The sequence below is a fragment of the Agrobacterium sp. 5Ca39 genome (assembly GCF_055382365.1).
The window spans coordinates 1854365-1873811 of the sequence record NZ_AP026436.1 but is presented as its reverse complement, the minus strand read 5'-3'; the positions used below and the strand labels follow the sequence as shown (position 1 = coordinate 1873811).

20 protein-coding genes are annotated in these 19447 nt (G+C 59.4%); 11 read left to right on the top strand and 9 right to left on the bottom strand.

Going from position 1 to position 19447, the window contains the following annotated elements; genetic code table 11:
- Positions 1–20 precede the first annotated feature (20 nt).
- Positions 21–1031 carry an AAA family ATPase gene (locus ACZ47E_RS09370; protein ID WP_004442986.1) on the bottom strand — a complete coding sequence of 337 codons (1011 nt, stop codon included), beginning with the start codon at positions 1029–1031 and terminating at the stop codon, positions 21–23.
- A gap of 175 nt (positions 1032–1206) precedes the next feature.
- Between ACZ47E_RS09370 and ACZ47E_RS09365 the strand changes: the two genes are divergently transcribed.
- From ACZ47E_RS09365 to ACZ47E_RS09355, 3 genes are read left to right on the top strand one after another with little or no spacing between them, the layout of a single operon-like run.
- Positions 1207–1836, top strand: coding sequence for a DUF1285 domain-containing protein (locus ACZ47E_RS09365; protein WP_004442985.1), 630 nt, complete (start codon positions 1207–1209; stop codon positions 1834–1836).
- Entirely contained in the window at positions 1833–2471 is a 639-nt protein-coding gene (locus ACZ47E_RS09360; RefSeq protein ID WP_045532048.1) for a CoA pyrophosphatase, read from the top strand. The genes ACZ47E_RS09365 and ACZ47E_RS09360 overlap by 4 nt, the downstream gene beginning before the upstream one ends.
- On the top strand, positions 2468–3724 hold the full coding sequence (locus ACZ47E_RS09355; protein ID WP_278066928.1) for a CCA tRNA nucleotidyltransferase: 1257 nt from the start codon (positions 2468–2470) through the stop codon (positions 3722–3724). Before ACZ47E_RS09360 ends, ACZ47E_RS09355 begins: the two co-directional genes overlap by 4 nt.
- A gap of 26 nt (positions 3725–3750) precedes the next feature.
- Here the strand turns inward: ACZ47E_RS09355 and ACZ47E_RS09350 are convergent, their stop codons facing one another.
- From ACZ47E_RS09350 to hemF, 3 genes are all read right to left on the bottom strand, one after another.
- Positions 3751–3936: a DUF1059 domain-containing protein gene (locus ACZ47E_RS09350; protein ID WP_080824577.1), complete on the bottom strand. Its 186-nt coding sequence runs from the start codon at positions 3934–3936 to the stop codon at positions 3751–3753.
- Between the two features lie 119 nt (positions 3937–4055).
- Positions 4056–4322, bottom strand: a complete 267-nt coding sequence (locus tag ACZ47E_RS09345; RefSeq protein WP_004442981.1) for a hypothetical protein — start codon at positions 4320–4322, stop codon at positions 4056–4058.
- 121 nt (positions 4323–4443) lie between these two features.
- The gene (gene hemF, locus ACZ47E_RS09340) at positions 4444–5355 is read right to left on the bottom strand and encodes an oxygen-dependent coproporphyrinogen oxidase (protein ID WP_278066927.1); all 912 of its coding nucleotides are present in this window, start codon (positions 5353–5355) and stop codon (positions 4444–4446) included.
- A 128-nt stretch (positions 5356–5483) separates the two neighbouring features.
- On the opposite strand from hemF, the gene ACZ47E_RS09335 reads away from it, so the two are divergent.
- The gene (locus ACZ47E_RS09335) at positions 5484–5759 is read left to right on the top strand and encodes a hypothetical protein (protein ID WP_004442978.1); all 276 of its coding nucleotides are present in this window, start codon (positions 5484–5486) and stop codon (positions 5757–5759) included.
- Between the two features lie 59 nt (positions 5760–5818).
- On the opposite strand, the gene ACZ47E_RS09330 is transcribed toward ACZ47E_RS09335, so the two are convergent.
- Together ACZ47E_RS09330 and ACZ47E_RS09325 are read right to left on the bottom strand one after the other, a co-directional pair.
- The gene (locus ACZ47E_RS09330) at positions 5819–7471 is read right to left on the bottom strand and encodes a Na/Pi cotransporter family protein (protein ID WP_278066926.1); all 1653 of its coding nucleotides are present in this window, start codon (positions 7469–7471) and stop codon (positions 5819–5821) included.
- A gap of 173 nt (positions 7472–7644) precedes the next feature.
- The gene (locus ACZ47E_RS09325) at positions 7645–8118 is read right to left on the bottom strand and encodes a tRNA (cytidine(34)-2'-O)-methyltransferase (RefSeq protein WP_220329384.1); all 474 of its coding nucleotides are present in this window, start codon (positions 8116–8118) and stop codon (positions 7645–7647) included.
- A gap of 234 nt (positions 8119–8352) precedes the next feature.
- Between ACZ47E_RS09325 and ACZ47E_RS09320 the strand changes: the two genes are divergently transcribed.
- The 3 genes from ACZ47E_RS09320 (at position 8353) to ACZ47E_RS09310 (ending at position 13469) form a co-directional block, all read left to right on the top strand.
- Positions 8353–9228 carry a phosphodiesterase gene (locus tag ACZ47E_RS09320; RefSeq protein ID WP_072494693.1) on the top strand — a complete coding sequence of 292 codons (876 nt, stop codon included), beginning with the start codon at positions 8353–8355 and terminating at the stop codon, positions 9226–9228.
- Between the two features lie 377 nt (positions 9229–9605).
- Positions 9606–11456 carry an ABC transporter ATP-binding protein gene (locus ACZ47E_RS09315; RefSeq protein ID WP_278066925.1) on the top strand — a complete coding sequence of 617 codons (1851 nt, stop codon included), beginning with the start codon at positions 9606–9608 and terminating at the stop codon, positions 11454–11456.
- 144 nt (positions 11457–11600) lie between these two features.
- Complete coding sequence (locus ACZ47E_RS09310; protein WP_004442969.1) at positions 11601–13469, top strand: ABC transporter ATP-binding protein; 1869 nt, start codon at positions 11601–11603, stop codon at positions 13467–13469.
- A gap of 9 nt (positions 13470–13478) precedes the next feature.
- On the opposite strand, the gene ACZ47E_RS09305 is transcribed toward ACZ47E_RS09310, so the two are convergent.
- The gene (locus tag ACZ47E_RS09305) at positions 13479–14411 is read right to left on the bottom strand and encodes an endonuclease/exonuclease/phosphatase family protein (RefSeq protein ID WP_278066924.1); all 933 of its coding nucleotides are present in this window, start codon (positions 14409–14411) and stop codon (positions 13479–13481) included.
- Between the two features lie 309 nt (positions 14412–14720).
- On the opposite strand from ACZ47E_RS09305, the gene petA reads away from it, so the two are divergent.
- The 4 genes from petA (at position 14721) to ACZ47E_RS09285 (ending at position 18276) form a co-directional block, all read left to right on the top strand.
- Positions 14721–15299 (top strand): ubiquinol-cytochrome c reductase iron-sulfur subunit, encoded by a 579-nt coding sequence (gene petA, locus ACZ47E_RS09300; protein WP_004442965.1) that lies wholly within the window; start codon positions 14721–14723, stop codon positions 15297–15299.
- 14 nt (positions 15300–15313) lie between these two features.
- A complete protein-coding gene (locus ACZ47E_RS09295) occupies positions 15314–16597 on the top strand; it encodes a cytochrome b (protein WP_004442963.1) in 1284 nt (427 codons plus the stop codon).
- A gap of 22 nt (positions 16598–16619) precedes the next feature.
- Complete coding sequence (locus ACZ47E_RS09290) at positions 16620–17507, top strand: cytochrome c1 (protein ID WP_004442961.1); 888 nt, start codon at positions 16620–16622, stop codon at positions 17505–17507.
- 226 nt (positions 17508–17733) lie between these two features.
- Positions 17734–18276: an adenine phosphoribosyltransferase gene (locus tag ACZ47E_RS09285; RefSeq protein WP_004442960.1), complete on the top strand. Its 543-nt coding sequence runs from the start codon at positions 17734–17736 to the stop codon at positions 18274–18276.
- 43 nt (positions 18277–18319) lie between these two features.
- Here the strand turns inward: ACZ47E_RS09285 and ACZ47E_RS09280 are convergent, their stop codons facing one another.
- Positions 18320–18787 carry a MaoC family dehydratase gene (locus tag ACZ47E_RS09280; protein ID WP_004442959.1) on the bottom strand — a complete coding sequence of 156 codons (468 nt, stop codon included), beginning with the start codon at positions 18785–18787 and terminating at the stop codon, positions 18320–18322.
- On the bottom strand, positions 18784–19257 hold the full coding sequence (locus tag ACZ47E_RS09275) for a MaoC family dehydratase (RefSeq protein WP_022556693.1): 474 nt from the start codon (positions 19255–19257) through the stop codon (positions 18784–18786). The genes ACZ47E_RS09280 and ACZ47E_RS09275 overlap by 4 nt, the downstream gene beginning before the upstream one ends.
- Between the last annotated feature and the right edge of the window lie 190 nt (positions 19258–19447).

Genomic DNA, 19447 nt, shown 5'->3' with positions numbered 1-19447 from the left:
GTCCTTTCGCGAACGTCGCTTCAGTTCTTCGCCTGCTCCACGAGGGCAGCGATGACATCGCGCACCGACATGCCTTCGGCGCGGGCCGCAAAGGTCAGCGCCATGCGGTGTTCCAGCACCGGTTCGGCCAGCGCATAGACATCGTCAAGCGAGGGCGCGAGCCTGCCTTCGTAAAGCGCACGCGCACGGGCCGTCAGCATCAGCGACTGGCCGGCGCGCGGACCGGGACCCCAGGCAACGTTCTTATCGGTCAACTTGTTGCCGTGGCCGGGGCGGGCGGAACGGACGAGCGATAGAATGGCGTCCACCACCTTGTCGCTGACCGGCATCTGGCGGATGAGCGCCTGTATCTCCATCATGCGGGGCGCATCGATGACGCCGCGTGCTTCGCCCGAGGCGGTGCCCGTGGTGTCGAGCAGGATCTGGCGTTCGGCGGCAAGTTCGGGATAACCGACATCCACCTGCAGCAGGAAGCGGTCGAGCTGGGCTTCGGGCAGCGGATAGGTGCCCTCCTGTTCCAGCGGGTTCTGCGTTGCGAGAACGTGAAACGGCTTCGGCAGCTCATATGTCTGGCCGGCCATGGTGATGTGGTATTCCTGCATGGCCTGCAGCAGCGCGGACTGCGTGCGCGGGCTGGCGCGGTTGATTTCATCGGCCATCAGCAACTGCGCAAAAACCGGTCCCTTGATGAAGCGGAACGAGCGGCGGCCGTTTTCATCCTGGTCCATGACTTCGGAACCGAGAATATCTGACGGCATCAGATCCGGTGTGAACTGAATGCGGTTGGCGTCGAGGCCAAGCACGGTGCCGAGTGTGGTGACGAGCTTGGTCTTGGCAAGGCCGGGAACGCCGACGAGAAGGGCGTGGCCGCCGGAGAGGATGGCGAGAAGCGTGTTCTGCACCACCTTTTCCTGGCCGAAGATAACCTTGGAGACTTCCGCGCGGATCGCCGCAATGTCGGACAGCGCCTTTTCGGCCGAGGCGATGATCGCCTTTTCATCGAGGGTTTCGCCGGTATTCATCACGCCCATGTCGCTCTCCTCATACCTTCGCCGCTGTCACATTTGCATTCCGGTTTTGCTGGCCGCCAGCCGGAACGGATTTTGCGCTGCATATAGCTTATTGCTCTCTTGGCCGCTGACAAGCGCCATTCGAATGACTATGTCGTGACTTAGTATTTCCTTATCGGCAAAGCGAGACTCGAATATGGCAGCGGAGACGATAAATTCGGCTGATGATGCGGCTGGCCTTGCGGCGTTGATTTCCCGCGCCGCGGAACAGACCGGTGACGCCAGGCGCGGACCGGCCCCGGTGGACCGCTGGAATCCACCCTTTTGCGGCGATCTGGACATGGAAATCCGCGCTGACGGCACCTGGTTCTACCTCGGCACGCCCATTGGCAGGGCGCCGCTGGTGCGGCTGTTTTCGACTGTTCTGCGCAAGGATGAGGATGGCAAAACCTATCTTGTAACTCCTGTGGAAAAAGTCGGGATACGGGTCGTCGATGCGCCTTTCGTCGCCGTGGAAATGAAGGTGACGGTGGGCGAGGAGGATGGGGAGCCTGTGCTCACTTTCCGGACGAATGTTGGCGACGTGGTAGAGGCGGGGCGGGAGCATCCGCTGCGGTTTGAAATTTCGGGCGAAAACCGCGAGTTGAAGCCCTATCTTCTGGTCCGCGGCCGTCTGGAAGCGCTTGTCTCGCGAGCCGTGATGTACGACCTCGTCGCCCTCGGTGAAGTGATCGAGGTAAACGGCGTCGACATGTTCGCGGTGCGCTCGGGCGGCGTCGTTTTTCCAGTCATGCCCGCCAATGAACTGGAACGGCTTTCGCAATGACGATCACGACAATAGGCCTCAAGGCTTTTACTGCCAGCGACTTCCGCCGCCGGGTGCTGCAGGAGGGCGAGGGCGTGGCCGAGCGCGAAAATGGCGACCATGTCCTCAATCCGGGCGTGGTGCTGTCCGGGAACGGCATCAAACTGAAAGACGCCGCCGTGCTGGTCCCGGTTATCGATGACGGCAATGATGCCCGGGTGATCTTCACCCAGCGCACCTCCACCTTACGCAAACATTCAGGTCAGATTTCCTTCCCGGGCGGCGGTATCGACGCCGAGGACCGCACGCCGGAAGAGGCAGCATTGCGCGAAGCGGAGGAGGAAATCGGTCTGTCCCGGTCCTTCGTGGAAACGGTGGGGCGATTGCCGGATTATATCTCCGGCACGGGTTTCCGGATAAAGCCGGTGCTGTCCGTTGTTCGGCCGGGCTTCGACCTCACGCTCAATCCGGCGGAAGTGGACGAAGTTTTCGAGGTGCCGCTGTCCTTCCTGATGAACCCTGAAAACCACGCGCGCGGTAGCCGCATCTTTCAGGGGAAGGAGCGGTTTTTCTATGAAATGCCCTATGGTGAACGCTACATTTGGGGCATTACGGCGGGCATCGTCAGGACGATTTACGAAAGGTTTTATTCATGAACAGCCTTGCCGGCCAGGACTGGTTCGAAAAACCGGCGCTGAAGCGCATTTTCGCGCTTTTGAATGCCGATGGCGGCGAGGTGCGGATCGTCGGCGGCGCGGTGCGCAACGCGCTGATGGGGCTGCCGGTGGTCGATATCGACATGGCCACGACGCTGACCCCTGACGTGGTTGTTGCGCGGGCCAAGGCCGCGGGCATCAAGGCGGTGCCAACAGGCATCGAGCATGGCACGGTAACGCTGGTCATCGACGGTGAAGGTTTCGAGGTGACGACGCTGCGCCGCGATGTGGAGACCAATGGCCGCCACGCACAGGTGGCCTTCGGCACCGACTGGCAGACCGATGCCGAGCGGCGCGATCTCACCATCAATGCTCTTTATGCCGATGAAAAGGGCGAGATCATCGACCTCATCAACGGGTTGCCCGATATCGAAACCGGAATCGTGCGCTTCATCGGCGATGCGGCGACGCGAATTTCGGAAGATTATCTGCGGATTCTCCGCTTTTTCCGCTTTTTTGCCCATTATGGCTCTGGCCGCCCGGATGCCGATGGCTTGCGAGCCAGCGCACGGGCCAAGGACAGGCTGGCGACGCTTTCGTCCGAGCGGGTGTGGAGCGAGTTGAAAAAGCTGCTTTCGGCCCGCGATCCTTCCCGCGCCCTGCTCTGGATGCGGCAATCGGGCGTTCTAACGGAAATTCTTCCCGAAACCGAGAAATGGGGTATCGACGCCATTCACGGTCTGGTCGCGACGGAGCAGGCTCTTGGCTGGGCGGTAGATCCAATGCTGCGGCTTGCCGCGATCGTGCCGCCGGATGGCGAGAGGATGGCCTCTCTGGCCGCGCGGCTGAGGCTGTCGAAGGCAGAAGCTGCCTACCTTGCCCATTGGGCCGCGGCCCCGCCGGCAGATCCCGAACTGAAGGAGACGGCGCTCGACCGGCTGCTTTATCGTCAAGGTGTCGAAGGCGTGAAGACGCGGCTGAAACTCGCGCTTTCCTCCGCTCGTGCCGATATTTCGGCCGGCGAGACAGCCATGCAGAAGGTTGCGCGGTTTTCGACACTGCTGGCGAGGGCGGAGAAATTCCAGAAGCCCGGATTTCCGTTAAGCGGTGCAGACGTGATGGCAGCGGGAGTCGCGGCCGGTCCGCAGGTCGGCGAGGTGCTGAAAAGCCTTGAGGAAAAGTGGATCGACGTCAATTTCTCGCTTGACCGGGCAGCGTTGACCGCCCGGCTTAAAGAGATGCTTCAGAACTGATATTGCCAGAGCGCTGACACTCCGGTCTAAGCCGCATTCGCCTCGTCGCGGATGCGGGCCTTGATGTTCTCGATCATATTTTCGCGGATAATGGTTTCGCCGTGGGCCGAGCGCATATGCTCCACCGTGCGGCGGACGACTTCAGCATCGTCATCTGCCCGTGTATGCCAGGCGCAGCCCGGCACGAGCGTTCCACATTCAAAAAGTCTCATGGTCTTGCCTCCCTGCTTCAGAAAAAGGCAGCATTGAAGTGACGTGCTGCCCTTCCGTTATGAAACAAAAGTCCGCCGCTTATGTTCCAAAGCGGCGTCCTTGAGCGCTGATACCGGACTTATTCGGGCATCGCCCAGCACTGGAAAACGGAGGACGTCCCGGCCGGCGGGATTTTTGTGCTGGGTCGTTCGTCGTTATCTGCGCGCTTCACGGCTTTTCCGGCGAGCGTGCGTTTCACCTGTTCGACATAAAAGGAATGCGGCAGTTCGCGATCGCCTGTTGAGCGCATTTCGGCGGCCAGGCGGTCAATCAATGCGGTGGTATCGATGGATTGCGATGCTCCCTCGGCGGAAGCAGAAATAGGCATGCTGTTCGAAGTAATCATGACGATAGCTCCTCCAGTACGTCTGCGGGAGGAGACTACCACTGCCTTGATTTTTCCATAAGTCCTAATTTACGCTATTTGCGACAAAATGGCTGATAAGCGTCAAATTTGCGTGAGGTTTTCAGGGCCAGCGCACTACCGGCGGCAGGGAGGACAGGATCGATTCGACGTTGCCGCCGGTCTTCAGTCCAAAGATGGTGCCGCGATCGTAGAGAAGGTTGAATTCCACGTAGCGGCCACGGCGAATAAGCTGCTCGTCGCGGTCCTCTTCCGTCCAGTTCTGGTTGAAATTGGCGCGAACGATCTTCGGATAGACCAGATTGAAGGCCCGGCCGACATCCTGCACGAAGGCGAAATTGGCGTCCCAGCCGCCATTTTGCTCTTGCGGATGCAGCCAGTCGAAAAAGATGCCGCCGGTGCCGCGCGGCTCGTCGCGGTGCTTCAGGTAGAAATACTCGTCGCACCACGTCTTGTATCGTGGATAGTCCGCCACGGGATGGCGGTTGCAGGTGATCTCGAAGGCGCGGTGGAACAGCTGGGTATCGGCGTCCTGTTGCGTCCGCCTGCGGCCAAGCACCGGCGTCAGGTCCGCGCCGCCGCCGAACCAGTGGCTGGTGGTGACCACCATGCGGGTATTCATATGCACGGCCGGCACATTGGGATTGACCGGATGGGCGATGAGCGACAGTCCCGATGCCCAGAAGCGCGGGTCTTCTTCCGCGCCCGGTATCTGCTTGCGGAATTCCGGCGAAAATTCGCCGTAGACGGTGGAGGTGTGCACGCCAACCTTTTCGAAGACGCGCCCTTCCATAATAGACATCTTGCCGCCGCCGCCTTCACCATTGTCACGCAGCCAGTCTTTCTGGACGAAACGGCCCGGTTCCTGATCGGACAAGGGGCCGGTCAGTTCGTTTTCCAGGGTTTCGAAGGAGGCGACGATGGTGTCGCGCAGATGCTGGAACCATGCCTGGGCAACGGCCTTCTTGTCTTCAATGTCCTCGGGCAAGCCCTTCGGCAAGATCGGCCGTTCCATGTCTCATTCTCCTGCGGTGTAGTCTGTCATGCCGCCTCTAGCAGGTGTTTGCGCCGCGCACAAATTCGACTCGCCAAGTCAGCGTGTCGACACTATCTTTAAAGACGTAGGTGCCAGAGGTGAATATCATGACGAAATTTACCGGACCGCCGCCCCTCGACGGGCTGAAGCGCAGAATTGCCAATCACCGCAGGGAGCGCGACAGCGCCGGCGGCGAACAAAAGCGTGAGGGCATGTTCGTGCGGCAGACGTTTTGTCTGGGACGCGAAGAAGCCCGCGCCAAGGCCCGAGAATGGTTCGACAGCTTTCCCAAGGCCGCTTACTGGACGGAAGTGGAAAGCTGGCGGCAGCTGGAAGGTGACCGCATCGAATTCACCATGCGCCGGCTTCCCTCGGCAGACTGATTTTTAGAGTGCTTTCGTCTTTCCGTACCGAAAAACCGGACGACGCTTCCTGAAATCCTCTAGGCGCGCGGCTCGGCGTATCGCAAACGGCTTTCGATCAGCACGCCGCTTTCATCCAGAATGGGGTGCGCCACCGAAACGATATGGGCGTTGATACGCTTGAGGTCGCGCAGCATGTCGAGATGCAGCGTGCTTGTCTGCATGCTTTCCGTCAGCCCGTCGCGCAGCCGCTCCAGATGGCGGTTGGAGGATTGTTTTTCGAGGCGGCGAATATCCACCTTGCTTTCCATCAGCCTGCGGGCAAGTTCGAAATCGCCGGTCACCAGAATGCTCTGGGCGGCGCGCAGGTTCTCGATGGTCATGTCGAACAGGGTCTTCAACTCCTCATAACCGTCATCGGAAAATTTGAAGCTGTTCAGCACCTTCTTGCGGATCTGTTCGCAAATGCCTTTTTCGATGATGTCACCGATATGTTCGAGGTTGATGGCATAATCGATGATTGCGATCGAACGGCGGGCATCCTCATCGTCAAGCCCCTTGCGGCCGAGCTGGGACAGATAGACCTTTACTTCCTGCTGGCGGCGGTCGACCTTTTTTTCGAGCAGGGATATTTCGGCAAGCGGCGCCAGGTCGTTGTGCTTGAAGGCGTTTTCGGCGCGGATCAGCATTCGCTCGATGCTGTCGCCGACGCCCAGGACCTCCCGCGTTGCATTGGCCAGTGCCACCACCGGCGTTGCCAGCGCCTGTTGATCGAGGAAATTCGGGCCGTCTTCGGCTTTCGGATCACCGGGAACCAGCTTCGTCATCAGATCCGAGATGAGGCCCGAGAAGGGCCATGCGAGCGCGGCCAGGATGACGTTGAAGATGAGATGGGCGTCGACCGGCAGTTTCGCGGGTGAAAGCGGCAATTGCTGTAGGAACTCCGCGCCATAGGAGGCGAGCGGCAGGGCGATGAGGCAGCCAGTGGTGCGAACGGCGAGATTGCCGATGGTGATGCGCCGCGCCGAGGCGGGGCCGGAAAGCGTGGCGATGACCGGAGGAATGGCGCCGCCGAGATTGGCGCCGAGAATGAGGACGATGACGAGGCCGGTGGAAAGCGTTCCGGTGGCCGCAAGCGACAGGATCAACACCACCACGGCAAGGCTGGAGGAGGAGACGAAGGCAAGCACCGCGGAGAAAATCAGCGCAACGGGCCACGCCCCGTCGAGCAGGCCGATAAAGACGGCAAGCGCGGGCGAGGCGCGCATGGGCTCGGTCGCGCCGCTCAGCAGATGCAGTGACAAAAGCATCAGGCCGATGCCGATCAGCGCCGTTCCGCCGCCCTGCCTGGCGTTGGAGCTTCCCTTCTTGAGCACGATGCCCGCGAGGATCAGAAGCGGTGACAACCATTCGACGCCCGCCGCCACGATCCACGCGGTCACGGCGGTGCCGACATTGGCGCCAAGCAGCACGACCTGTGCCATGCGCGGCTTGATGAGGTCACGTTCGGCGAAGGAGGCGACGGTGAGAGCGGTTGCCGTGGAGCTCTGCAGCGCGACGGTGGCGAAGAAGCCGGAAAAGAAGGATCGGGGCCCGTTCTGGGTGCCGGTGGCGAGTACGCTCCTCAGTTTCATGCCAAAGGCACGGGTCACGCCATCCTTCACCTGGGCGAGGCCGAAGAGCAGCAGCGCGACCGCGCCGAGAAGATTGACGATGACAATGGTGGACTGCATGCGACGTCTCCACACACCCGCCGGCGGACCGTCTCGGCGAGGGCGATTTTTATTGTCCGGCTAATCAGTATAGGAGCGTGAACGCCTCCGGTACAGGCCGGGTTGCGACAGTTTCGCGGCAAAAACGGCCAATTTTCAAGTTTGCCCGAAAAATTGGCTGTAAAGATGGCAGGTCAGGACCATGAGGTCTGGCGCAAGGCCTCGCCGGTGACCATCGCAGCCGACATCGCAACGTTGATCGAGCGCTGCCCGGCGACCATCGGAATGATGATTCGCTCATCCGCCTTTTCATGCACGTGATCAGGCACGCCCGCACTTTCGCGGCCAAAGAGCAGGATATCGTCGGCACGATAGGTGATATCAGTATAGGGCAGGGCTGCCTTGGTGGAGGCGAGGACGAGCCGCCGGCCGGTGGTTGCCCGCCATTCCTCGAAGCGATCCCAGCTGACATGGCGCGTGAGGGCAGCCGCCGCAATGTAGTCCATGCCGGCCCGTTTCAGATTGCGATCCGAGATGTCGAAACCTGCGGGTTCGATGATGTCGACGCCAAGGCCAAGGCAGGCGGCCAGCCGCAGGATGGTGCCGGTATTGCCGGGAATGTCGGGCTGGTAAAGGGCGATTCTGATTTCGGTCGTGGTGCCGGACATGGAGATCTCACTGCGGTTGCTGTGCTCGTCCGATTATCACGCGCGGACAGGGGACGACAGGCAGTTTGCGAAAAGTCCCTCTCGGGTGTCATTCCAGACCGGATATTCATGCGCGTGACACACTGGGCGGCTACCCATTCACCAGTACATCATCAGGCTTGCCCGAACCATCGGGAACGGTTGACGTCGGCCTACTTGAGCCGGATCTTCTGCACGCAGGAACAGGGGGATAGCATGTCCGAACGGGTGAATTTCGTCCATCTGACCGATCTGCATGTGGGCAATCCGCAGGTGCAGGATGACGATCTTTATTCAGAGACCTCGGCCACGCTTTCCACGACGCTTGCGCAGATCAAGGCGCTGGTGCCGCCGCCCGAATTCATCATCGTCAGCGGCGATCTGACCAATCGGGGCGATGCCGGCAGCTATGAGGAGCTCAAGCGTCTGATAAAGGAAGCGGAACTCGGTATGCCTGTGCTCTTCGCGCTCGGCAATCACGACCGCCGCGATGGATTTTATCCCGTGATGCTCGATCGCCACGAGGATCTGGACGAGCCCTATGACCATGCCGAGGTGATTGCCGGCATTCACATCATCGTCATGGACACCAGCGTTCCCGGCAAGGTCGGGGGTGCTTTCGAACCCGGACAGGTCGAATGGCTTGAGGATGAGCTGGAAAACCATCCCGAATTGCCGAAGCTGCTGGTGATGCACCATGCGCCGGCGCTTGATTTCGACCGTCCCGATGCGGAGTGGGAATCCCTGTCCTTTGACGATACCGAGATTCTGGACGAGCTGCTGTTCGAACATGATGTCATTGGTATTCTGGCAGGCCACATCCATTACGACCGCATTTCACACTGGCAGGGCATTCCCATCGTGGTCGGTATCGGCCAGCATTTCGCGACCGATCCTCTATGGCTGCATGAGGGCGTACGCATGCTCTCCGGCGCATCTTTCGCCATCGGCACGATAAGGGATACCGGCCTGACCGTCACCTTTGCCCCGCAGCCCAGCGACCGGCGGGAACTCAAGCGCCATACTCAGGCCGGAATGATCGAGTTGATCACGGAATATGAGAGTGGTCAGGCGCAGGACGCAGCCGAATAAGGCGGTGCAGCACGGCAGGCGGCGGTCGGAAACCTTTGCGGGTAAATCCGTCCCTTTGTGCTACTCGACACATCTCGAGTTTTCGAGCGTGTCGGTGTCTTTCCGGCTGGTCATTGCTTAATTTTTGCGCTACAAGGCCATATCTTCAACACCAGCCAAGGGAGGTTCTTATGCCAAATGACATTCGTATTCGCCTCCCGGCCCCAGTAGTGCTGCTGCTGGCCTAGGTGTTACTCCGCGGCTCGGCCGCGTTTCCCATATTCCGATTCGTCATGTGGCTGTCACGGCCATGTTCAAAGACTTTTCCGTTCCGTCGTGGGCCATATTGCGTCCGCTTACCTTTGACGACGGGGCGATTTATTGCCGGAGCTTGGCCTATGTTTGGCTGGTTTGAAAAACGTCTCGATCCCTTTCCGTCTTCGACGCCTTCCGTGCCGCCGAAGACGCTTCTGCCGTTCCTGTGGCATTATGTGAAGCCCGCCTGGCCCTGGCTGCTGCTGCTCGGCCTGATGTCGATGGGCATCGCCGTTGCGGAAGCGATGCTTTACAAATTCCTCGGCAATATCGTCGACTGGCTTTCCACGGCCAATCGTGAGACGTTTTTTGCCGATGAGGGCTGGCATCTGATCATCATGGCCGGGCTGGTGCTGTTTCTGCTGCCGCTGATGGGCGCGATCCACACCATGACGATGCACCAGACGCTTGCCGGCAATTTCGGCATGATTGCGCGCTGGAAAATGCACCGTTTCCTGCTGCGCCATTCCATGACGTTTTTCGCCAATGAATTTGCCGGCCGGGTTTCGACCAAGGTCATGCAGACGGCGCTGGCGATCCGCGAAGTGGCACTGAAGGTCATCGACGTCTTCGTCTACGCGATCAGCTTTGTCGTTTCGATGCTGTTCATGGTCGCGGCTGCCGATTGGCGACTGGTTATCCCCCTTTTGGTCTGGCTGGGTATCTACATGGGTATCCTCGCCTATTTCGTGCCCAAGCTCGGCCGGCTGGCGCAGGAGCAGGCCGATGCGCGCTCCATGATGACGGGCCGGATAGTCGACAGCTATACGAATATCTCGACGATCAAGCTGTTTTCCCATGCGGGCCGCGAGGAGAGATACGCGCGTGAGGGCATGAACGTGTTTCTCGGAACCGTTCACCGCCAGATGCGCAAGATTTCCGGCTTCAACATCCTGATCGACCTCAACAATGCGGTGGTTCTGTTTTCAACGGCCGCGCTCGGTCTCTATTTCTGGATGCAGGGTTCGGTGACGGCTGGCTCCGTCGCCATTGCCATCAGCCTTGCGATGCGCGTCAACGGCATGTCGCAGTGGATCATGTGGGAAGTCACCTCACTGTTCGAAAATATCGGCACGGTCTATGACGGCATGTCGATGATGACGAAACCGCACGATATCGTCGATGTTCCGAAGGCTCCGGAACTTGCGGCCCCGCAGGGCGGCATCCGCTACGACAACGTCCGCTTCCACTATGGCAAGAACAAGGGCGTGATCGACGGGCTGACGCTTGATATCAAGCCGGGCGAAAAGGTCGGTCTGGTCGGGCGTTCGGGGGCGGGCAAGACGACGCTGATGAACCTGCTGCTGCGTTTTTACGATCTGGAAGGCGGCAGGATCACCATCGACGGTCAGGACATCTCCAAGGTGTCGCAAGACAGCCTGCGAGAATTGATCGGTGTCGTGACGCAGGATACGTCGCTGCTGCACCGCTCGATCCGCGACAACATTGCCTATGGTCATCCGGAAGCCACCGACGAGCAGGTGATTGCGGCAGCAAAGCGGGCCAATGCCTGGGATTTCATCGAAACGCTGGTCGACATGCATGGTCGCCAGGGCCTCGATGCCCAGGTAGGTGAACGCGGCGTGAAACTGTCGGGCGGCCAGCGCCAGCGTATCGCAATTGCGCGCGTCTTCCTCAAGAATGCGCCGATTCTGGTACTTGATGAGGCGACCTCGGCGCTCGATTCAGAAGTCGAGGCGGCAATTCAGGAGAACCTGTTCTCGCTTATGGAAGGCAAGACGGTGATCGCCATCGCCCACCGTCTCTCGACGCTGACCGAAATGGACCGGCTGATCATTCTGGACAAGGGCCGGATCGTGGAAGCGGGCAGCCATGCGGAACTGGTGGCAATAGGCGGCATTTACGCCGATCTGTGGCGGCGCCAGTCCGGCGGCTTCATCGCCGATCACGAGGCGGAAGCGGCTGCGGAGTAAGGAAAGACGAAGGGCGGGAAACAGGGTTCCCGCCCTCCGTCTTTTATTCCCGCCTTTTTCATTCTCGGAACGTTACCGAAATATAATCTCTCACCGTAGCCTCCGCGGCTGTTCCCGCACCGGGAATCCGCCTATATCCGGATCATGCTCATTACCCGCATCTTCGAGTATTTCGAGAACTGGATAAAGCCCTTCGACCGCAAGGACGATTTGCGGCCGCCGGAAAGCACGTTCGCCTTCATCTGGTTTTATATTTCGCAGGCGAAAGCGCCGTTCTTCGCGATGCTGGTGCTGGGTGGGCTGACTGCGGCCATCGAGGCGGCGCTTTTCTGGTTCGTTGGTCGGCTCGTTGATATTCTCTCGACGGTAAAACCGGAAGAAGGCTGGGCCGGGTTGCTTTCCACCCATGGCGGCGAACTCGTCGGCATGCTTGTCCTGATCGGCGTCATCCGCTTCATCGTCACGATGCTGACGGCGCTGGTGGATCAGCAGATCATCACGCCCGGCTTCTACAACCTGGTGCGCTGGCAATCCTACATGCATGTGGCGCGGCAGTCGCTGACCTTTTTCCAGAACGATTTTTCCGGCCGCATCGTCACCAAGGTCTGGTCCGGCGGGCAGGCGGCGGGCGACCTTGTGACCTCGTTGATGGAAAGCGTCTGGTTCGTCGGCATCTATTCCGTCTCGATGCTGTTTCTGATCGGGGGGCTGGACTGGCGGCTTGCGGTCGTTGTCGTTGTCTGGGTGGCGATCTTCTCGCTGCTGGCGCGCTATTTCGTGCCGCGCATCCGCTATCATTCAAAAGAAACGGCGGAAGCCGCCTCCATGCTTTCCGGCCGCATGGTAGATGCCTACAGCAATATCCAGACCCTGCGGCTTTTCGGGCGCGACGACGCCAATGACCGCTACATGCGGCAGGGCTTCGATATCTTTCAGCGTGCGACGATGACGTTCACGCGGTTCATTACCGGCGTGCGGGCATCGATGGCGCTGCTGTCAGGCGTTATGATCACGTCCATGGCGGCTCTCTGCATCGATCTGTGGCTTTCCGGCAAGATCAGTTCCGGTGCGGTGGCCTTCACGCTGGCGCTGGTGCTGCGTCTCAATTTCCTGCTGGGGCGCCTGATGACGCAGTTCAACGGCATCATGCGCAATTTCGGCACGGTGCAGAACGCCGCCGAGTTGATCTCTCAGCCGATCGGTCTCGTCGATGCGCCTGACGCGGTTATGCTGGAGGTTAAAAAACCGAGCATTCGTTTCGAGAATGTCAGTTTCCACTATGGCCGAAAGAACGGTGTCATCGACCACCTCAATCTCGACATCAGGGCAGGGGAAAAGGTAGGCATCGTCGGACGCTCCGGCGCGGGGAAATCCACCCTCGTCAATCTGCTGCTGCGGTTTTACGATGTCGAGAAGGGACGCATTCTCATCGACGGGCAGGATATTGCGGGTGTAACCCAGGAATCGCTGCGGGCCCATATCGGCATGGTTACGCAGGACACCTCGCTGCTGCATCGCTCTATCAGGGACAACATCCTGTTCGGCCGCACCGACGCCAGCGAAACGCAATTGCAGGAGGCGACGCGACGGGCCAAGGCGGACGACTTCATCAAGCGGCTGGAGGATCAGCGCGGACGCACCGGTTTTGACGCCCATGTGGGCGAACGCGGGGTGAAACTCTCCGGCGGCCAGCGCCAGCGCATCGCCATTGCCCGTGTGATGCTGAAGGATGCACCAATCCTCGTGCTTGATGAGGCGACCTCGGCGCTCGATTCCGAGGTAGAGGCTGCGATCCAGAGTAATCTGGACGAGCTGATGCAGGGCAAGACGGTGCTGGCAATCGCCCACCGCCTTTCGACCATCGCGGCGCTCGACCGGTTGATCGTGATGGATCAGGGGCGCATCGTCGAGCAGGGCACACATTCGGAACTGGTCTCGCGGGGCGGACTCTATTCGGAGCTCTGGGCACGGCAATCGGGCGGGTTTCTCGCGGCCGACGAGGCGATCCCGTAAAGCGCGGCGCTATTTGCCGATCATGAAGTCGGCCATCAGACCGTAATGATTGGAGCCGAGACTGTCCGGCAGGCGCGTGGTTTTTATCAGCGTTGCCGGTTCACGGGCGAAGATATGGTCGATGGCTATGCCGAAACGTCCCGCTTCCGTTGGCCAAGTCGCGGGTTCCCAAGGCGCTTTCCTGAGATCGTTGGCGGCCAGAAAATCCCGCATATCGGGAGCGATGCTTGCCGAATTGAAGTCTCCTGCAAGAATGAGCGGTCCGGTGACGCGGTAGAGAATTTCGCTGACCTCGTCCAGCTCGTCGCGGTGATAATCGTCGAAATAGGGCTTGGTAAGATGTGCAGCGGCAAGCGTGACTTCCCTGCCGTCGAGATCGATTTTGGCGATCGCGAAACGGTCGCGGCGCAGGTCGCTAAGACTATGAAAATGGCCTTCGAGCAAAGGCCGCTTCGACAGGATCACGAGGTCACAGCCCGGCGTTCCCTTGAAGCAGCCCAGCCTGTGCGGATATGTCTGTTGCAGACGCGGCAGAGCCGATTGCAGGGCGTCAGCTTCAAAGAGATAAACCGCATCGGCGCGTGATTCGACAATCGCGTCGGCAATCACCTCCGCATTGGCGGCGTTATCCATCAGCACATTGAAGGAAAGCAGCCGGAACGGCTGCGCCTCCGGTGCGGCCGTGGCCGATGTCGAAAAATCCAGAAGCATGGCCACCGCATGGACGGCGAGCGCAATCGACCAGACCAAGAGCACGGCGGAAAAGGCGTCGCGCATGAGCCAAAATACCAGCCATGACAACAGGATGCAGATGATGGCGATATGAAGCTGGAAGCTGGTGACAAAGGCAAGAAGCCAGAAATCGGTGATGTAGCGCAGGCTGGCAATGACGAGAACGGCAGCAACCGCCGTGGAGACCATGCACGAGAGCTTCGCCGTCATCCGAATCCCTGCTTTCCAAGCTCTCCCTCGTAGTCTCCTAACATGGCGCCTTTGGGTGCACAATGTTGCCCGACTGCCAGAGGCGGCGAAAAAATGAGAAGCAAATCGGGCGCTTCGGGCAGAATTACGGCAGCTTTGTGTGCTTTGCTCTTGCCAAGTCGGTCAATATTTTGCGATCACACAGAGTGACGCGGTTTCTTGATGCCGCAGTTGTGTCCAGGACGGTGGGACGGAGATTGTCCTGGATCAAATCATAGCGGGAGGACTCATGCGATTTACGGCAAAAACAGCGCAGAGGATGGTGTAGCGGTGAGCGAGCACGTAACCAATCACGACGCTTCGGGTGAACCGACCCGTCGCGATTTTCTTTATCTAGTGACAGGAATGGCGGGTGCCGTCGGTGCCGCCGCAGTTGCATGGCCTTTCATTGACCAGATGCGCCCCGATGCATCGACGCTGGCGCTGGCCTCCATCGAGGTGGATGTCGCGGCGGTCGAGCCGGGCATGTCACTTACCGTCAAGTGGCGCGGCAAGCCGATTTTCATCCGCAACCGCACGGAAAAGGAAATCGAGGAAGCCAAGGCGGTCGCTCTTGGCGAACTCAAGGATCCGGTGGCGCGCAACGCCAACATTGCCGCCGACGCGCAGGCGACCGATATCGACCGTTCCGCCGGCGAGGGTAAGGAAAACTGGATCGTCATGGTCGGTTCCTGCACCCATCTCGGCTGCGTTCCGCTCGGCCAGGCCGGCGATTTCGGCGGATGGTTCTGTCCCTGCCATGGCTCGCACTACGATACGGCGGGCCGCATACGTAAGGGTCCGGCGCCGCAGAACCTCGCCATCCCGACATTTGCATTCACATCCGATACCGTGATCAAGATCGGATAAGGGGACAGATATTCATGAGTGGTCATTCCAGTTATCAGCCGTCTACCGGCATCGAGAGGTGGATCGATTCGCGGCTTCCCTTGCCGCGCATGATCTATGACAGCTTCGTTGCCTATCCTGTCCCGCGTAATTTGAACTACGCCTACACTTTCGGCGCGATGCTATCCGTCATGCTGATCGTGCAGATCCTCACCGGCGTCGTGCTGGCCATGCATTATGCGGCCGAAACGACGGTTGCCTTCAATTCCGTCGAAAAGATCATGCGCGACGTCAACCACGGCTGGCTGCTGCGCTACATGCATGCCAACGGCGCGTCGTTCTTCTTTATCGCGGTTTACCTGCACATCGCCCGTGGCCTCTATTACGGCTCCTACAAGGCGCCGCGTGAAATCCTCTGGATTCTTGGCTGCGTCATCTTCCTGCTGATGATGGCGACGGGCTTCATGGGCTATGTTCTGCCCTGGGGCCAGATGTCCTTCTGGGGAGCGACCGTCATCACCGGCTTCTTCACGGCGTTTCCTGCCATCGGCGAATGGATCCAGCAGTTCCTGCTCGGCGGCTTTGCCGTGGATCAGCCGACGCTGAACCGCTTCTTTGCGCTTCACTATCTGCTGCCGTTCATGATTGCGGGCGTCGTTATCCTGCATATCTGGGCGCTGCACGTCACCGGCCAGACCAATCCTACCGGCGTCGAAGTGAAGAGCAAGACCGACACCGTTCCCTTCACGCCCTATGCGACGCTGAAGGATGCGCTCGGTGTTTCCGTGTTCCTGATCGGTTATGCCTGGTTCGTCTTCTACATGCCGAACTTCCTTGGCCACCCTGATAACTACATCATGGCAGATCCCTTGAAGACCCCGGCGCATATCGTTCCGGAATGGTACTTCCTGCCGTTCTACGCCATGCTGCGCGCCATCACCTTCAACATCTGGGTCATCGATTCCAAGCTGGGTGGCGTTCTCGTGATGTTCGGCGCAATCGTCGTGCTGTTCTTCCTGCCCTGGCTCGATACGTCGAAGGTTCGCTCCGCCGTCTATCGTCCCTGGTACAAGATGTTCTTCTGGCTATTCGTGGTGAATGCCATCATGCTCGGCTGGCTGGGTTCGCGCCCGGCGGAAGGCACCTACGTCATCATGTCGCAGATCGGCACGCTTTATTACTTCGGTTTCTTCCTCGTCATCATGCCGATCCTCGGTCTGGTCGAAACGCCCCGGCGTATTCCGAATTCGATTACCGAGGCCGTTCTCGAAAAGAACGCCGCCAAGTCGGGTGCCGCGCCTGCGGCTGCCGAAATCTGAGCGCGAAGGAAGGATGACGACAATGAAGAAGCTTGTAACGAGCATCGCGCTTTTCGCCGCCATCGGCTGTTCCTTCACCGTCGCCTCGGCGGCGGAGGAGAGCCATGACCTCGCCACCAAGACGGAACATGCGATTGCCGGGGGCCACTTCCCGGTGATCAAGCCCGAGGAGCAGAGCTGGTCATTTGCCGGTCCTTTCGGCAAATATGACAAGGGCCAGCTGCAGCGTGGTCTCAAGGTCTACAAGGAAGTCTGCTCGGCCTGCCATTCCATGAGCCTTGTCTCTTTCCGTACGCTGGAGGATCTTGGCTATTCGGAAGAGCAGGTAAAGGCTTTCGCCGCTGAATATGAAGTGCAGGACGGTCCGAATGCCGACGGCGAAATGTATAATCGCAAGGCCGTGCCGTCAGATCATTTCCCGTCGCCATTCCCGAACCATGAGGCGGCTGCTGCCGCCAATGGTGGCGCCGCACCGCCAGACATGTCGCTGCTTGCCAAGGCGCGCGGCGTGGAGCGTGGTTTCCCGCAATTCATCATCGACATGATCCCGATCGTCGGCGGTTATCAGGAGGGCGGCCCGGATTACATCCATGCGCTGCTGACCGGATATCAGGACCCGCCGGCTGGTGTTGAAGTGGCCGAAGGCACACATTTCAATCCGTATTTCGTCAGCGCGGTCGCGTTGAAGATGGCGCCGCCGATCAGCGCCGATCAGGTGACTTACGACGATGGCGCACCGCAGACCGTGGACCAATATTCCAAGGATGTGGCCGCCTTCCTGATGTGGGCTGCAGAACCGCATCTGGAAGAGCGCAAGCGCACCGGCTTCATGGTCATGGTGTTCCTGTTCATCTTCACCGCGCTGATCTATCTCACCAAGAAATCGGTCTACGCCAACAAGGAACATTGATCGGCACTTCGGTGCCGGCAGTCATCGGCCCCCATGGTCTCCATGGGGGCCTTTTTATTTGAAGTCTGGCATTGACCTGGTTGTCGTTCACAAGATGCGGATTTGCGATGCTCCATACCAATCGGCGTTGGCCGAAGGTTGCGCCGGTCCTTTTTAGTTGGTGCGCCGCCGTCAAGTTGATAGGGTGGCCCGAACCATCCATTTCCCATTTTTAACTGGAAATACCATGACCGTTATCGCTTCGGAGCTTTCCGCTGCCATCCGTTCCATTCCCGACTATCCGAAGCCGGGCATCATCTTCAGGGACATCACCACGTTGCTTGGCAATCCCCGCGCATTCCGCCGCGCCGTGGACGAACTCGTACAACCTTATGCGGGAACGAAGATCGACAAGATCGCGGGCATGGAAGCGCGCGGCTTCATTCTGGGCGGCGCGGTGGCGCATCAGCTTTCGGCCGGCTTCGTGCCGATCCGTAAGAAGGGCAAGCTCCCGCATGCCACTGTAAGGGTTGCCTATAGCCTGGAATACGGCGTCGATGAAATGGAAATGCATGTTGATGCGGTGCAGCCGGGTGAAAAGGTCATTCTGGTCGATGACCTTATTGCGACCGGCGGGACTGCCGAGGGCGCGGTCAAGCTTTTGCGCCAGATGGGCGCGGAGATCGTCTCCGCCTGCTTCGTCATCGATCTGCCTGATCTCGGCGGCCGCAAGAAACTCGAGGACCTCGGTGTCGAGGTACGGACTCTGGTGGAATTTTCCGGTCATTGAGCGGCGGGTGGGGCAGGTCGCAATGACATGCCCCGACGCTCGATTATTCGAATTCCAGAACCCCGCTCTGGAAAGTCAGGACGGTCTCTCCCGACTGGTTGACCCCTTCGTTAAATGTGGTGTTCAGCCAGATACCGGCCCGGGATTCCAGCGCCCGGGTATCGAGCAGGGTGACGAAGTAGGTGACATCGTCTCCCGCGAAGACCGGCTTTTTCCATTTAAGTTCGCGAAAGCCCGGTGAAGGGCCGAGTTTTGGCGGTTCAAGGCCCTCAAGCTTCAGTCTTTTAACCTCTTTGGCCCAGTACGAGAGAAAACACTTCATCCAGCCTGCACCAGTGTGCCATCCAGATGCGCAAAGTGCGCCGAAAACGCTGTTCTTTGCGGCTTCGGCATCAAGATGAAATGGCTGCGGATCGAAATCGCGGGCGAAGCGAATAATGTCTTCGGCCGAAAAATGCAGCGTATCGAGGGTCACTCGTTCGCCGATCGGGGAGAGTTCTGCCAGTCTCATGCCGCAATACCTCCATTGCCGCGCATCAGGAACATCACGGTGTTTTCGCCGTCCGACACCAGAACGTCGCGCTGGTTATAAAGCTCGTGGCGAAATTTCACGAGGCCGATACCGGGGCGCGAAGCCGAAGGGCGCTGCTCCAGCACGATGGATTTCCCAGAAAGCGTATCTCCTGCCAGAACCGGCTTCTTCCAATCGACGTAGTCGATGCCGGGGCTACCCTGCGACGTCGAATCCGAGATATAGCTGTCCGCCATCATTCGCATCAGCAGACTGCAGGTGTGCCAGCCGGAAGCTGCAAGCCCACCAAGAATGCTCTGGCGGCCTGCTTCTTCGGAAAGATGCATGGGTTGCGGATCGAATTCGCTGGCGAAAGCAATGATCTGCCCTGCGGAGATCGGTTGCGGTCCAAGCGGAAACTCCCGCCCTACCGTGAAATCCTCGTAAGCATAGGTCGCGACCGGCGCCATGGTTTCCTCCCTTCGCACAGTCAATACCGTCGCATCTAAGAGGATTTTTCCCTTTACGTAAAGGTCAAATCGGTGGCGCAATATCGGAGCGGGAAGGCGCTATGGAGCGAGCGGATGCGTCTTGCATCTTCCCCCGCCGCGGAGAAGGTCGCGGCAGCGGGATGAGCGGGCGAAGCTAGCGAGCTGCGGC

Bases quoted from the DNA above. Each gene is read 5' to 3' on its own strand.
- ACZ47E_RS09275 (WP_022556693.1), bottom strand. From the start codon at position 19,257: ATGGCGCCGGTCGCGACCTATGCTTACGAGGATTTCACGGTAGGGCGG.
- ACZ47E_RS09295 (WP_004442963.1), top strand. From the start codon at position 15,314: ATGAGTGGTCATTCCAGTTATCAGCCGTCTACCGGCATCGAGAGGTGG.
- ACZ47E_RS09325 (WP_220329384.1), bottom strand. From the start codon at position 8,118: ATGTCCGGCACCACGACCGAAATCAGAATCGCCCTTTACCAGCCCGAC.
- ACZ47E_RS09330 (WP_278066926.1), bottom strand. From the start codon at position 7,471: ATGCAGTCCACCATTGTCATCGTCAATCTTCTCGGCGCGGTCGCGCTG.
- ACZ47E_RS09305 (WP_278066924.1), bottom strand. From the start codon at position 14,411: ATGACGGCGAAGCTCTCGTGCATGGTCTCCACGGCGGTTGCTGCCGTT.
- ACZ47E_RS09335 (WP_004442978.1), top strand. From the start codon at position 5,484: ATGACGAAATTTACCGGACCGCCGCCCCTCGACGGGCTGAAGCGCAGA.
- ACZ47E_RS09345 (WP_004442981.1), bottom strand. From the start codon at position 4,322: ATGATTACTTCGAACAGCATGCCTATTTCTGCTTCCGCCGAGGGAGCA.
- ACZ47E_RS09370 (WP_004442986.1), bottom strand. From the start codon at position 1,031: ATGGGCGTGATGAATACCGGCGAAACCCTCGATGAAAAGGCGATCATC.
- ACZ47E_RS09290 (WP_004442961.1), top strand. From the start codon at position 16,620: ATGAAGAAGCTTGTAACGAGCATCGCGCTTTTCGCCGCCATCGGCTGT.
- hemF (WP_278066927.1), bottom strand. From the start codon at position 5,355: ATGGAACGGCCGATCTTGCCGAAGGGCTTGCCCGAGGACATTGAAGAC.
- ACZ47E_RS09310 (WP_004442969.1), top strand. From the start codon at position 11,601: ATGCTCATTACCCGCATCTTCGAGTATTTCGAGAACTGGATAAAGCCC.
- ACZ47E_RS09320 (WP_072494693.1), top strand. From the start codon at position 8,353: ATGTCCGAACGGGTGAATTTCGTCCATCTGACCGATCTGCATGTGGGC.
- ACZ47E_RS09315 (WP_278066925.1), top strand. From the start codon at position 9,606: ATGTTTGGCTGGTTTGAAAAACGTCTCGATCCCTTTCCGTCTTCGACG.
- ACZ47E_RS09355 (WP_278066928.1), top strand. From the start codon at position 2,468: ATGAACAGCCTTGCCGGCCAGGACTGGTTCGAAAAACCGGCGCTGAAG.
- ACZ47E_RS09280 (WP_004442959.1), bottom strand. From the start codon at position 18,787: ATGAGACTGGCAGAACTCTCCCCGATCGGCGAACGAGTGACCCTCGAT.
- ACZ47E_RS09285 (WP_004442960.1), top strand. From the start codon at position 17,734: ATGACCGTTATCGCTTCGGAGCTTTCCGCTGCCATCCGTTCCATTCCC.
- ACZ47E_RS09360 (WP_045532048.1), top strand. From the start codon at position 1,833: ATGACGATCACGACAATAGGCCTCAAGGCTTTTACTGCCAGCGACTTC.
- ACZ47E_RS09350 (WP_080824577.1), bottom strand. From the start codon at position 3,936: ATGAGACTTTTTGAATGTGGAACGCTCGTGCCGGGCTGCGCCTGGCAT.
- ACZ47E_RS09365 (WP_004442985.1), top strand. From the start codon at position 1,207: ATGGCAGCGGAGACGATAAATTCGGCTGATGATGCGGCTGGCCTTGCG.